The organism is Rhizobium metallidurans, assembly GCF_014196505.1.
Classification (GTDB): Bacteria; Pseudomonadota; Alphaproteobacteria; order Rhizobiales; family Rhizobiaceae; genus Rhizobium; species Rhizobium metallidurans.
In genome coordinates this window covers 160470-173158 of sequence record NZ_JACIDW010000009.1, presented here as the reverse complement: position 1 = coordinate 173158, position 12689 = coordinate 160470, and the positions used below count along the sequence as shown (strand labels likewise).

Sequence of the window (12689 nt, the reverse complement as noted above, 5' to 3'; positions counted from 1 at the left end):
ATCAACAAGGACGAGGAAGCACCGATCTTCCAGGTCGCCGATTTCGGCCTCGTCGCCGATCTCTTCGACGCACTGCCCGAGCTGCGGAAGGCTCTCTGAGGATACGCGCGAAGGGAGGTTGGCGGTGAAGATGATGCTGTTGCGCTCATAAAGCTTGTCCAGCCGGTCGGAGAGCAGCGCTTCGCCCGAGGCACTGAACCGACCGGCGCATGAGCATCAGTTTCGTCGCAGATTGATCTCGCTGGTCACGACCTGCCTGCCGGACGCCGGATCTTTGTCGACTGTCCTGATGCGTAGTTCATTCGCGCCGGAACGCCGGATCGTCATTGTCGCGGCGCGGTCACCGTTGACCACCCTGGACCAGGTGACGGCGAGTTCGATCGCATCTCCACGTCTCGCGCCTTTGAGCGCCGAAACCCTGCCTGATGGACCGATGTAGCGGCCGGCGTAATTGCCGCCGGTCGCGGTCAGCTGCGCCGAAACGTCGCGCGAAACAACGAGCAGGCCCGTACACTTGCCGTTCATCGACAGGGCTTCGCCGTTGGCCTTCGACTGGAAACTGCAGCTTAGATCGATTGGCGACGAAGCCGTCGTTCGCTTCATCATGCCGGCACCGGTCCAACTGCCCGCAAGTGACTTCAGGAAAGGCGCCTCGCTCGCGGAGGCACCTCCGGCCGTGCAGACAACGAGCACGCACAAGGCGAGACGAAAGCTCCCCATCACATTCTCCCGACGTTCAATCCGGGAGAATGCGTGAGGCGCGTCAATGTTCCGCGATGACGACGGGAAACGAAATCGAGCTCGATCAGACGATCGAAAGGCTGAGACGCGCTTCGTTCCCGAGGACGATGTCGATAGGACCGCGCGACGTCAGTTCGATCGCTCCGCACAGCGTGCCGGTGGTGATCAGCGCACCCTTCTTCAGCGAGGTGTGCGGGCGCAGCCTGTCATTGGCGTAGGCCAGCAGCCATACCAGCACGTCGTCCTTCGGATGACGCGCCAGGGCGTCATAGATCACCTGTCCGCCATGGGTCACCTTGAGCGTGGTGTCGCCGATGGTGTCGACAACGCTCTTCGGAAGCGCCGGGCCGAGAACATAGCCCTTGTTGCCGATGCGTTCGGCCAGATAGAGCAGGAAGGACACCTGTCCGCTCTCCTGGATGCTGCTGGCCAGGAGCTCGGCGCCGAGATGGCATTCGGCGATCGCCTCGACGATCTCCTCGCGCGTATACTCACCGTTCTGACGAACCGGAATGTCCTGTCCCAGACGCACCGCGACTTCTGCCTCGAATTTCATGCCCGGACGCCATGAAATCGATGCTCCGGACACGGCTTCCAAATATGGGTGCAAGGGCGCGAGCACAGCCTCGCCAGCCGGCGACATGGCCACCTTCCACGCATGGGTGGATATGCGCTCTTCGGCTGCCAGAAAATTCTGCGCATCCATTGCTTCGCACAATGTCGCGGGCAATACGAAATCCGCCGTCGGCGCTCTTTCCCCCGATTTTTCAAGGCCACTCAAACGCGCGGCCAGCGCCCGCGGATCGAAACCCTCGCCGGATGAAACTGTCATGTCGTGCTTTCCTCACCTGGTATCAAATGCGCCGCAACTCTATCGGCATTCATAGATGGAGCAAAGAGCCGATCCGGAAAGAGTGCTATGCAAGCGCGACGTACCAGCGCCGCCGGTACTCGGCCAAGTGAAGGATCTCGCGTGGCGGAAAATGCTTCTCCTTGCCCGCGATCGGCGCAATTCCCGCCAGCAGCGCGGCGCCCGCGCTCGTGCCTGTAGAGCCGGGAACGGCGATCACATCCCGACCGGTCAGCGCCGCAACCAGATCGAGATAGGTTTCGTTCAACGAGAACGGCCCCTCGACGACGACAGGCCCGCCTGCGCCGATCAAGCCCAGGCACGCTTCGGTCATCAGCGCCAGATAGAGGCAGGCAGAGGCATGGCGTTCGGCGGCGCTCGCCGCGTCCGCGTTGACCCAGCGCCGCTCCTTGCCCGGGAATGGCCCCGACCCCGGCGCCACGTTGGGCAACAGCATCATGCCCTTCTCGATGACCCCGGGCATGGCCGCAACCGCGTCATCGATCGGCACGGGGCCGATTTCGGCGGACAGAATCTCGAACTCGCGCCCGCCCATGAACCGCGAGGATGGGACAGCACGTCCGTAGGCATCGATATTGGCGAGCGTATCGCGCATCGGATCTAGATGGTCGAGATCGCCGCCGACACCGAAGTTGACAACCCACGTTCCGGTGGAGACGACGGCAAACGGAGCTTGTCTGCTGACCAGATGCGGCAGCAGCGACGCATTGGAATCGTGGATGCCGCAAAAAACGGGAACGGATGTCGGAAGCCCGATCTCCTCGGCGATCTCAGACAGAACCGGGCCAAGCGCATCGAAAGCCGGCCGGATCGGCGCCATCAGCGGCCTTATATCAAGCGTGTCGACCAGACTGGAATAGCTCGAGGCACGCGGGTTCCACAGATCCGTATGGCATCCGAGCGACGTCACCTCGTTGGCCGCGACGCCCGTCAGGCGGGCCGCCCAGTATTGCGCATAGGTAACGATGGTGGCGACACCGGCGAACGTCTCCGGAAAAGCCGTCTGCTGATAATGCAGCTGGGCTCCGATGTTCAAACCCATGGACTGGCGCGGCGAGTAGGTTTCGTCGAATGACGGGCGCATCGCCGTGTAGGCGTCGATGATCTCTTGGGGATATTCGTGCTCGTAGTCGAGCACCGGCATGGCGAGCGCTCCATCCGCATCGAGGAGAGCGGCGCTCGCGCCATGCGTGGTGATCGAAATCGCGTCGAAACCGGGCGACACCGCAAATCTCTTCAGTGCGTCGAGCGCGAAGGCCCACAGCGCGTCCACATCGTAATGCGGATAGGGACCCGATTTGATCACCACGTTCGGGGTCTTGACGACCGCGACCTCGGCGCCGGTGGCGCTGTCGAGCACGACAACCTTGGCATTCGTCTTGCCGATATCGAGAACCGCAATGCGGGCGTAGCTCTGGCTTGACGTCATGGCATATGGAAGACGGTGACGAGGTCGGTCTGGACAGGTGAATTATCAGGATTGGTGGCCATGATATCGCGCATATGCGCCCACCAGCGCTTCATCACGGGGTGCTCCGGCAGGCTCGACAGCGTATTGTCGCTTGTCCGCGTCAGCACGCCGAACAGCGTGTTGGTCTCGCGGTCGAGATGGATCGAATAGTCGCTGGCGCCGGACTGGTGCAGCAGTTCGACCAGCTCCGGCCAGATTTCGTCATGGCGCTTGATGTACTCGGCCTCCATGCCGGGATTGAGCGTCATCTTGAAGGCGTGTTTTTCCAGCGTCATTTCGAGCTCATGGTTTTGATGCGGCGCGCGATGATCGGGATCGCGATGGTGATGATCAGCAGCAGGCCGATGAAGATCGACATGACGATGCCGGGAACGTTGAGCAGGCCGAGACCGAAGGTGACGAGGCCCATGACGAAGGCGGCGATGACGACGCCGCCGATCTTGCCGGAACCGCCGAGGATCGAGACGCCGCCGAGAACCACCATGGTGACGACTTCGAGTTCCCAGCCTTGCGCGATCGACGGGCGCGTCGAGCCAAGCCGCGAGGTCAGGCACACGGCGGCGATGCCGCTCATCATCCCTGTCAGCATAAAGAGGATGAACTTTACTCGCTCGACCGGGATGCCCGAGAAGCGCGCGGCGAAGTCGTTGTTGCCGATCGTATAGATCTGGCGGCCGAAGTTGGTGGCGTGCAGCAGGATGGCGAAGAGGATCGCCAGCACGATGAACAGCACGAACTCGAAGGAGAAGACCCAGACGACGTATCCCTGCCCGAAGAAGGCGAAATCCTCGGGATAGTTGCCGTATGCCTGATCGCCCAGCACGATGTACGAAATGCCCCGAAACAGGCTCATCGTGCCTATCGTGACGACAATCGACGGAAGCTTCATCACCGAGACGAGGAAGCCGTTGAACATGCCGCAAAGCAGGCCGACGCCAACGCCGATGGCAACGAGACCAGGCGCGCCGACACCGGCTTGCGCCGCGGCGCCCATGGCTGTGGAGGCCAGCGCGATGATGGCTGCGACCGAGAGGTCTATTTCGCCGGAGATGACGAGCAGCGCCATGGCAAACGCGATCATCGCCTTTTCGGTGAAGTTGAACGTCGCGTCCGAGAGGTTCCAGGCATCGAGGAAGTAGGGCGATGCCAGCGAATTGAAGATGAAGATCAGGACGGCCACGCCGAAAAGCAGCACTTCCCAGCTGGACATGATCCGCTTGAATGGCGTGCCGAGGCGATCTGGGATAACTCGCTTTTCAGCGGGCGAGGAAACGACGGTGCTCATGCTGACACCTCTACTGGGGTTTCCGCGGCGGCCTTGTCGCGCAGGATGATGCGGCCGCGGTTGCGCTCGCGCCTTGCGTTAAAGACGACGGCGAGAATGATGACGGTGCCCGAGATGGCCATCTGCGTGAAGGGCGAAATGCCGATGACGGGAAGCGCGTTCTTGATCACGCCGAGGAAAAGCGCGCCGAGCACGGTGCCAAGCACCGATCCGACGCCGCCGGCAATCGAGATGCCGCCGATGACGCAGGCCGCGACGCTGTCGAGCTCGAAGCCGTTGGCGATATCGACATAGGCGACCGCATAGCGCGAAACCCAGAGATAGCTGGCAAGACCTGCAAGCGCGCCCGACAGCACGAAGGCAAGGAACTTGGTCCAACCGACATCGACACCGGCATAGACGGCCGCGGTCGGATTGCCGCCGGCCGCATAGGTGGAACGGCCGAACTGTGTGTACTTCAGCACGATATAGATCAGAAGGACAATGATGATCGCCGCCCAGCTCAGCACCGGCATGCCAAGCACGACGGTTCGGGGAACATTGAGGAAGGTCGGTGTCATCTGGTGCGCGTTGACCCACTCGCCGCCCGAGAGGACGAAGGCCATGCCGCGATAGATGGTGAGCGTACCAAGCGTCACGACGATCGGCGGAATCTCGAGCGCCCACACCAGGAAGCCATTGATGGCGCCAAGCGACGCGCCGATCAGGATCGCGGTGAGGATGAGCACGATCAGCGGCAGATCCGGGTACGCGGCGTTGAGCATCGCGATCGCCATACCGGTGAAAGCCAGGTTGGCGGCAACCGATAGATCGATCGACTTCGTCAGGATGACGGTCATCTGCGCCAGCGCCAGGATGATCAGGATCGATGTGTCGTTGAAGATGCCGGCGAGATTTCCGGGCGTCGCAAAGCCATCGGCACGGGTCGAAAAGGCGGCGATCATCACGGCGATGATGATGAAGAGCAGCGTTTCGCGTTTTCTCAAGAGTCTGGACATGAGCTATCCTCAAGCATTGCCGGTGGCGGCGCGCACCAGCGTTTCCGGCGTCAGGTCCTTGCGATCGAAAAGGCCGGCCGACAGGCCTTCCTTCATGACAAGAACCCGGTCGGACATTCCGATGATCTCCGGCAGTTCCGATGAGATCATGATGATGGAGAGGCCCTCGGCGGCGAGCTCGCTGATGAAGCCATGCACCGCCGCCTTCGAGCCGATATCGATGCCCTTGGTCGGCTCGTCGAGAATGATGACCTTAGGCATGGTCGCCAGCCACTTGCCGATCACGACCTTCTGCTGGTTGCCGCCCGACAGCGTTCCGACTGGAACCGAAAGCGCCGCAGCGCGCAGATCGAGCCGCTCGGCATATTTGCGCGCCAGCGCGAACTCATTGGCCGCCTTCAGGAAACCCTTGCGCGAGGTGCGCCCCAGCGAGGGCAGCGTCATGTTCTGGTAGATCGGCATGGGGAGCGCCAGGCCATGGCGGCCGCGCTCTTCCGGCACGTAGACGATGCCGGCCCGGATGGCGTCGAGCGGCGAATTGATGCTGATCTCCCGGCCGTCGAGCGTGAGCTTGCCCGACAGCGGCTTGGTGATGCCGAACAGGGACTGACAGAGCTCGGAGCGACCGGCGCCGATCAGGCCGTAGATGCCGAGGATCTCGCCCTTGCGCAGCGTCAGCGAGATATTGCGGAACTCGGTCTGGTGGCAGTATTTCTCAACCTCCAGCACCGGTCCGCCGATCGCGACGTCGATCTTCGGGAACGCGTTCTCGACATCGCGGCCGACCATCATGCGGACGATTTCGTCCTGTGGCGTGGCTTTCAGATTGCCGTGACCGACCGCGCGGCCGTCGCGGAAGACCGCGAAGTTATCGGCGATCTCGTAGAGTTCGTCGAACTTGTGGCTGATGAAAAGGATCGCTTTGCCCTGAGCCTTCAGGCCTTCGACGATGCGGAAGAGATCGTCGATCTCCTTGCGTGACAGGGCCGCGGTCGGCTCGTCCATGATGACGATGCGGGCCTCGATCGACAGCGCGCGCGAGATCGCCACGAGGTGGCGCTGCGCGATCGAGAGGTCCTTCAGGCGGATCGTCGGATCGATATTGCTTTCAAGCGAGGTGAGCAGCGCCTTGGCGCGGCTGTTCATCAGCTTCCAGTCGATGGTGCGAAAGCGTGTGCGTGGCGCATGGCCGAGGAAGATGTTTTCGGCAACCGTCAGTTCGTCGAAGAGCACGGTTTCCTGATGGATCGCGGTGACACCAGCGTCGATCGCGGCCTGCGCGTTGGCGAACGTCGTCGGCTTGCCGTCGACGAGGATTTCGCCCTCGTTCGGACGGTAGATGCCGGTCAGGATTTTGACGAGGGTGGACTTGCCGGCGCCGTTTTCGCCGATCAGCGCGGTGACCTTGCCGGGATAGAGCGCGATGCTGACGTTATCGAGCGCCTTCACGCCGGGAAAGATCTGCGAAATGCCGCGCATCTCGAGAATTGCGGGTACGTCGTTTGTCGCGACGCTTGCAACAGGGTGTTGAAGGGCGTTGTTCATCAGCGCTTACCAGTGTTCATTGGGAAAGGCCCGGCGGCTGTGCCGCCGGGTTTGGTCCGTCCACGAAAGGCTTAGAAAACCTTCGAGAACTGGTCGATGTTCGACGCGTTGTAGACGAAGGGGTCCGCCATGGCGGCTTCGCCGTTTTCATCGACCTTGATCTTGCCCATGCGGCCGGCTTCGATTTCCGTGCCCGGCTTGCCGGTCGCTTCATCCTTGACGAGGCGATAGGCGATCTGCGTGGCGGAGTAACCGAGGTCGATCGGGTTCCAGATCGCGAACTCCTTCGTAGCGCCGGACTTGATCGCGCCGGCCATTTCCGACGGCAGGCCGAGGCCCGTCACGTAGACCTTGCCGACGAGACCCTTGTCTTCGACAACCTTGGAAGCGGCCAGAACGCCGACCGTCGTCGGAGCGACGATGACCTTGACGTTCGGGTTCGACTTCAGCAGGCCTTCGGCTTCGCGATAGGACTTGTCGGAGAGGTCGTCGCCGTAGACGGTGGTGACGAGGTTCAGGCCGGGGAAGTCCTTGAGCTGCTTCTTCATCTCACCGATCCAGATATTCTGGTTCGTCGAGGTGGTGGTCGCCGACAGGATCGCGAAGTCGCCCTTGCCGCCTTCCAGGTGGTCCTTGACGAGCGTCAGGCACATCTTGCCGATCAGTTCGTTCGACGATGGGTTCAGCTGCAGGATACGGCCGTCCTTGTTGACGCCGGAATCCCAGGAGATGACCTTGATGCCGCGCTGCTTGGCCTTCTTCAGGGCCGGTACGACGGCGTCAGGATCGTTGGCGGAGATCGCTATGGCGTCGACGCCTTGCGCGATCAGCGAGTTGATGACTTCGATCTGGCCTTCGGCCGTCGTCGAGGTCGGGCCGGTGTAGATCACTTCCACGCCGCCGAGTTCCTTGGCTGCTTCCTGGGCGCCCTTGTTGGCGGCTTCAAAGAAGCCGTTGCCGAGCGACTTGACCACGAGGCCGATCTTGATGTCCTTGGCGCTGGCTGCGCCGGCCATCAATGCGACTGCAAAGGCGACGCCCACCGCCAGTGTCTTTGCGAATTTCATGCTTTCTTCCTCCCACGTTGATTGACTTGACTACATCCTGCCGGCACCGCTCAGGCGACCGACGAGGAATCCTCCCTTGCCTGCGAGACCATGCTCGCAACGACGAGCTTGACGCCCGCATCCTCGATCATCCGCACCGCCTCGTCGGAAACGCCCTCGTCCGTGATCACGGTCGTGACGCGATCGAGCGGGCACAGAATGAGGCTCGAGCGGCGATGAAACTTGCTGGAATCGACCATGACGATCAGTTCGTCGGCCTGATGCATCAGCTTCTGCTCGCTCTGGATGATCTGCGCATCCGCCTCCATGATGCCGAGCGGGCCAACGCCCTGCGCGCCGATGAAAAAGCGCCGCGCATAGAAATTGCGGATCGCATCATTGTCGAAGGGCGACAGGATCAGGCTCTGCTCGCGATAGATCACGCCGCCGGGCACAGTCACCGTATTCTTCGAGTGCTTGACCAGATGCTCGGCGATAGCGAACGAATTGGTCATCACCTGCATGCGATGCGCCGCCATGAAATGCACCATCTGGAAGGTGGTCGTTCCACCGTTGATGATGATGGCGTCGCCGGGATCGCAGAGATCGACGGCCGCGCGCGCAATTGCACGCTTCTTATCGGAGTTGACTGATTCTGAAACCCGGAAAGGCCTGCCGGCGAGATTGCCAAGCTGCGGCGGATGCACGGCCTCGGCTCCGCCGCGCACGCGCCGGATCTTTCCCTGCACATGAAGCGCCGCGATATCCCGCCGGATCGTCGCCTCGGAAGCCTCGGTCAGCTCGGAAATATCCTGAACCGTCACGACCGACTTTTCCTGTACGGCGCTCAATATGATGCGATGGCGTTCGCGTTCGTGCATGGGTTCCTCCTGCATCGTTTATTCCGCAGTTGTGATAATGTGTCAATCACAAACGATCATATTTTTTCATACTGCGCTGCAACATAATCGTTTTTGATCGTTTTCGATTGACAATGCCGCTTTTGATGAGCGATACCGTCACCGCAAAGGGCGTATGACTCATTTCGAGCCCTGAAGAATTTACATGGGAGGATGACATGGCGGCAACCGTCCGGCTTCTGGATAACCGTTGGGATGACTCGTACGCTGCAGGGCTGGATGAGCCTGGAAAGCTGCTTTATCGCTCTAACCTGCTGGGCGCCGACAAGCGCATCACCAACTATGGCGGCGGCAACACGTCGGCCAAGGTCATGGAAACCGACCCCTTGACCGGCGAGAAGGTCAAGGTTCTCTGGGTCAAGGGTTCGGGCGGTGACGTCGGCACCATCAAGCTCGACGGTTTCGCCACCCTCTACCAGGACAAGCTGGACTCGCTGAAAGGCATCTACAAGGGCGTCGAGGACGAAGACCGCATGGTCGGCTTCCTTCCGCATTGCACCTACAACCTCAACGGCCGTGCCGCTTCGATCGATACGCCGCTGCATGGCTTCGTGCCCTTTACGCATGTCGATCACATGCATCCCGATGCGATCATCGCGATCGCCGCTTCGAAGAATTCCAAGGAATTGACCAAGCAGATCTTCGGCGATGAGATCGGTTGGCTGCCCTGGCGCCGCCCGGGCTTTCAGCTCGGCCTCGACCTCGAAGCCTTCGTCAAGGCGAACCCGAATTCGAAGGGTGTCGTGCTCGAAAGCCATGGTCTCTTCACCTGGGCCAACGACGCCAAGGCCTGCTACGAGCTGACGCTCGAGATCATCAACAAGGCGATCGTCTGGTTCGCCGAAAAGACCGAAGGCAAGACGATCTTTGGCGGCGCCGCAACCCAGAGCCTCGCCGCTGAACAGCGTCGGGCCATCGCCGCGCGCCTGATGCCCGAAATCCGCGGCCGCATCGGCAAGGCGGAGCGCAAGCTCGGCCATTTCGACGATCAGGACGCCGTTCTCGAATTCGTCAACTCGAAGAACTTGGCACCGCTCGGCGCGCTCGGCACCAGCTGCCCCGACCACTTCCTGCGCACCAAGATCCGCCCACTGATCGTCGATTTCGATCCGGCGAAGCCGGATGTGGACGCGATCGTCGCCGGTCTCGACAAGGCGCTCGAAGACTACCGCGCCGATTACGCGCGCTACTACAACGACTGCAAGCATGACAATTCGCCCGCCATGCGCGATGCGAACCCGGTCATCTTCCTCGTTCCCGGCGTCGGCATGCTGTCCTTTGCCCGCGACAAGGCAACGGCGCGTATCGCCAGCGAGTTCTACGTCAACGCCATCAACGTCATGCGCGGTGCATCGACCGTTTCGGAATATCAGGGCCTGCCGGAGCAGGAAGCCTTCGACATCGAATATTGGCTGCTCGAGGAAGCCAAGCTTCAGCGCATGCCGAAGCCGAAGAGCCTGGCCGGCAAGGTTGCCTTCGTCACCGGCGGCGCCGGCGGCATCGGCCGCGCGACGGCCGCGCGCCTGATCGGCGAGGGTGCCTGCGTGGTGCTGGCCGATATCGACCAGGAAGCGCTCGACAGCACGAAGGCCGATTTCGCCAAGCAGTTCGGCGCCGATGCCGTTCGCGGCGTCAAGCTGGATGTCACCAAGGAAGACGGCGTGATCTCGTCCTTCGCGGAAGCCTGCGTCGAATTCGGCGGCGTCGACATCCTCGTCTCGAATGCCGGTATCGCGTCGTCCGCGCCGATCGAGAGCACCGAGCTTTCGATGTGGAACAAGAACATCGACATTCTGGCGACCGGCTATTTCCTCGTCTCACGCGAAGCCTTCCGCCTGTTCCGCAAGCAGAACCTCGGCGGCAACGTCGTGTTCGTCGCCTCCAAGAACGGCCTGGCATCGTCGCCGAACGCCGCAGCCTATTGCACGGCAAAGGCCGCCGAGATCCATCTCGCGCGTTGCCTGGCACTTGAAGGCGCGGAAGCCGGCATTCGCGTCAACACCGTCAACCCGGATGCGGTCCTGCGCGGATCGAAGATCTGGAACGGCGAGTGGCGCGAACAGCGTGCGGCTTCGTCGAAGATCGAGATCAACGAGCTGGAGGAGCACTACCGCAAGCGCTCCATGCTGAAGCTCAACGTCTTCCCGGAGGATATCGCCGAAGCGATCTATTTCCTGGCGTCCGATCTCTCGGCCAAGTCCACCGGCAACATCATCAACGTCGATGCCGGAAACGCGCAGAGCTTCCCGCGCTGATCGTTACTTCCGCAGGATCACCCATATCGCATGGATGATCCCCGGAACGTATCCGCACAGCGTCAGCAGTATGTTTAGCCAGAAATGCAGGCCGATTCCGACCTGCAGGAATACGCCGACAGGTGGCAGGATGATCGCGAAAAGAATGCGTATGATGTCCAAGGTCGCCTCGTCATTGATTTAGCATTTCACGCATCGAAACGCGGACAGGAGCCGTTTGGTTCGATGCGAAGAGGGAGGAACCGATGGCCGAGCCTAAAATCGCGCAGGATGTGATTGCGCAGGAAAACGACAAGCGCGCATCCGCGCTCAAATCCGATTACGAGGCGCTGGGCGCCAATCTTTCGCGCCGTGGCGTCGACATTGAAGCGATCACGCGCCGCGTCTCCGAGTTCTTCGTCGCCGTTCCGTCCTGGGGTGTCGGCACCGGCGGCACGCGCTTTGCCCGTTTTCCCGGCACTGGCGAACCACGCGGGATCTTCGACAAGCTGGACGATTGCTCCGTCATCAACGAGTTGACGCGCGCCACGCCGAACGTCTCGCTCCACATTCCGTGGGACAAGACCGACGTCAGGGAATTGAAGGCAAAGGGCGATCAGCTCGGCCTCGGCTTCGACGCGATGAACTCCAACACCTTTTCCGACGCGCCCGGCCAGGCCCACTCCTACAAGTATGGATCGCTCAGCCACACCGACGCGGCAACCCGCGCGCAGGCCGTGGAGCACAACATCGAGTGCATCGAGATCGGCAAGGCGATCGGCTCCAAGGCGCTGACCGTGTGGGTCGGCGACGGTTCCAACTTCCCGGGCCAGAGCAACTTCACCAAGGCCTTTGAACGCTACCTCGCCTCGATGGCCGACATCTACAAGGCGCTGCCCGACGACTGGAAGCTGTTTTCCGAGCACAAGATGTACGAGCCGGCCTTCTATTCGACGGTTGTGCAGGACTGGGGCACCAACTACCTGATCGCCCAGACGCTCGGCCCGAAGGCGCATTGCCTTGTCGACCTCGGCCACCACGCGCCGAACACCAATATCGAGATGATCGTGGCCCGGCTGATCCAGTTCGGCAAGCTCGGCGGCTTCCATTTCAACGATTCGAAGTATGGTGACGACGACCTCGATGCCGGTTCGATCGAGCCTTACCGCCTGTTCCTCGTGTTCAACGAACTGGTCGAGGCCGAGCAGCGCGGCGCCAACGACTTCAATCCGGCCCACATGATCGACCAGTCGCACAATGTCACCGATCCGATCGAAAGCCTGATCAACAGCGCCAACGAAATCCGCCGCGCCTATGCGCAGGCGCTGATCGTCGACCGCAAGGCGCTTTCCGGCTTCCAGGACGAGAACGACGCGCTGATGGCGACCGAAACCCTGAAGCGCGGTTATCGCACCGATGTCGAGCCGATCCTCGCCGAAGCCCGTCGCCGTGCTGGTGGCGCCATCGATCCGATCGCGACATACCGCGCCAGCGGATACCGCAAGAAGGTCGCCGCCGAGCGCCCGGCGTCGGTCGGCGGCAGCGGCGGCATCGTTTGAGGTCTGAGGCTTGGTCGAG

The 12689-nt window shown here is 61.5% G+C and carries 12 protein-coding genes and 1 pseudogene; 3 read left to right on the top strand and 10 right to left on the bottom strand.

All coding sequences use genetic code 11. The features are described 5' to 3' along the window. Positions 1-99, top strand: a pseudogene (locus GGQ67_RS15230) (electron transfer flavoprotein subunit alpha/FixB family protein); the annotation flags it as partial. A gap of 117 nt (positions 100-216) precedes the next feature. Here the strand turns inward: GGQ67_RS15230 and GGQ67_RS15225 are convergent. The 9 genes from GGQ67_RS15225 to GGQ67_RS15185 all read right to left on the bottom strand — a co-directional run bounded on the left by GGQ67_RS15225 (position 217) and on the right by GGQ67_RS15185 (position 8838). Continuing rightward, complete coding sequence (locus tag GGQ67_RS15225) at positions 217-720, bottom strand: hypothetical protein (protein ID WP_183900982.1); 504 nt, start codon at positions 718-720, stop codon at positions 217-219. Positions 721-805: 85 nt separating this feature from the next. Further along, positions 806-1573 carry a fumarylacetoacetate hydrolase family protein gene (locus GGQ67_RS15220; RefSeq protein WP_183900981.1) on the bottom strand — a complete coding sequence of 256 codons (768 nt, stop codon included), beginning with the start codon at positions 1571-1573 and terminating at the stop codon, positions 806-808. An 85-nt stretch (positions 1574-1658) separates the two neighbouring features. Continuing rightward, complete coding sequence (locus GGQ67_RS15215) at positions 1659-3041, bottom strand: FGGY-family carbohydrate kinase (RefSeq protein ID WP_183900980.1); 1383 nt, start codon at positions 3039-3041, stop codon at positions 1659-1661. Then, the gene (gene rhaM, locus GGQ67_RS15210; RefSeq protein ID WP_112973071.1) at positions 3038-3358 is read right to left on the bottom strand and encodes an L-rhamnose mutarotase; all 321 of its coding nucleotides are present in this window, start codon (positions 3356-3358) and stop codon (positions 3038-3040) included. Before rhaM ends, GGQ67_RS15215 begins: the two co-directional genes overlap by 4 nt. After that, a complete protein-coding gene (locus GGQ67_RS15205; protein WP_183900979.1) occupies positions 3355-4368 on the bottom strand; it encodes an ABC transporter permease in 1014 nt (337 codons plus the stop codon). Before GGQ67_RS15205 ends, rhaM begins: the two co-directional genes overlap by 4 nt. Then, complete coding sequence (locus GGQ67_RS15200) at positions 4365-5366, bottom strand: ABC transporter permease (protein WP_183900978.1); 1002 nt, start codon at positions 5364-5366, stop codon at positions 4365-4367. Before GGQ67_RS15200 ends, GGQ67_RS15205 begins: the two co-directional genes overlap by 4 nt. A gap of 9 nt (positions 5367-5375) precedes the next feature. Beyond that, on the bottom strand, positions 5376-6911 hold the full coding sequence (locus GGQ67_RS15195) for a sugar ABC transporter ATP-binding protein (protein WP_183900977.1): 1536 nt from the start codon (positions 6909-6911) through the stop codon (positions 5376-5378). Positions 6912-6982: 71 nt separating this feature from the next. Then, the gene (rhaS, locus tag GGQ67_RS15190; protein WP_183900976.1) at positions 6983-7978 is read right to left on the bottom strand and encodes a rhamnose ABC transporter substrate-binding protein; all 996 of its coding nucleotides are present in this window, start codon (positions 7976-7978) and stop codon (positions 6983-6985) included. A gap of 50 nt (positions 7979-8028) precedes the next feature. Further along, positions 8029-8838 carry a DeoR/GlpR family DNA-binding transcription regulator gene (locus GGQ67_RS15185; protein ID WP_112435443.1) on the bottom strand — a complete coding sequence of 270 codons (810 nt, stop codon included), beginning with the start codon at positions 8836-8838 and terminating at the stop codon, positions 8029-8031. Positions 8839-9035: 197 nt separating this feature from the next. Here GGQ67_RS15185 and GGQ67_RS15180 point away from each other — a divergent pair, with 197 nt between their 5' ends. Then, a complete protein-coding gene (locus tag GGQ67_RS15180) occupies positions 9036-11132 on the top strand; it encodes a bifunctional rhamnulose-1-phosphate aldolase/short-chain dehydrogenase (RefSeq protein WP_183900975.1) in 2097 nt (698 codons plus the stop codon). 3 nt (positions 11133-11135) lie between these two features. Here GGQ67_RS15180 and GGQ67_RS15175 read toward each other — a convergent pair whose 3' ends face one another. Next, a complete protein-coding gene (locus GGQ67_RS15175; protein ID WP_183900974.1) occupies positions 11136-11294 on the bottom strand; it encodes a YqaE/Pmp3 family membrane protein in 159 nt (52 codons plus the stop codon). 83 nt (positions 11295-11377) lie between these two features. Here GGQ67_RS15175 and rhaI point away from each other — a divergent pair, with 83 nt between their 5' ends. After that, positions 11378-12670: an L-rhamnose catabolism isomerase gene (rhaI, locus tag GGQ67_RS15170; RefSeq protein WP_183900973.1), complete on the top strand. Its 1293-nt coding sequence runs from the start codon at positions 11378-11380 to the stop codon at positions 12668-12670. Positions 12671-12689: the final 19 nt, after the last annotated feature.

Excerpts from the sequence above, each read along its gene's own strand:
- GGQ67_RS15225 (WP_183900982.1), bottom strand. The coding sequence starts at position 720 with ATGGGGAGCTTTCGTCTCGCCTTGTGCGTGCTCGTTGTCTGCACGGCC.
- GGQ67_RS15220 (WP_183900981.1), bottom strand. The coding sequence starts at position 1,573 with ATGACAGTTTCATCCGGCGAGGGTTTCGATCCGCGGGCGCTGGCCGCG.
- GGQ67_RS15215 (WP_183900980.1), bottom strand. The coding sequence starts at position 3,041 with ATGACGTCAAGCCAGAGCTACGCCCGCATTGCGGTTCTCGATATCGGC.
- rhaM (WP_112973071.1), bottom strand. The coding sequence starts at position 3,358 with ATGACGCTGGAAAAACACGCCTTCAAGATGACGCTCAATCCCGGCATG.
- GGQ67_RS15205 (WP_183900979.1), bottom strand. The coding sequence starts at position 4,368 with ATGAGCACCGTCGTTTCCTCGCCCGCTGAAAAGCGAGTTATCCCAGAT.
- GGQ67_RS15200 (WP_183900978.1), bottom strand. The coding sequence starts at position 5,366 with ATGTCCAGACTCTTGAGAAAACGCGAAACGCTGCTCTTCATCATCATC.
- GGQ67_RS15195 (WP_183900977.1), bottom strand. The coding sequence starts at position 6,911 with ATGAACAACGCCCTTCAACACCCTGTTGCAAGCGTCGCGACAAACGAC.
- rhaS (WP_183900976.1), bottom strand. The coding sequence starts at position 7,978 with ATGAAATTCGCAAAGACACTGGCGGTGGGCGTCGCCTTTGCAGTCGCA.
- GGQ67_RS15185 (WP_112435443.1), bottom strand. The coding sequence starts at position 8,838 with ATGCACGAACGCGAACGCCATCGCATCATATTGAGCGCCGTACAGGAA.
- GGQ67_RS15180 (WP_183900975.1), top strand. The coding sequence starts at position 9,036 with ATGGCGGCAACCGTCCGGCTTCTGGATAACCGTTGGGATGACTCGTAC.
- rhaI (WP_183900973.1), top strand. The coding sequence starts at position 11,378 with ATGGCCGAGCCTAAAATCGCGCAGGATGTGATTGCGCAGGAAAACGAC.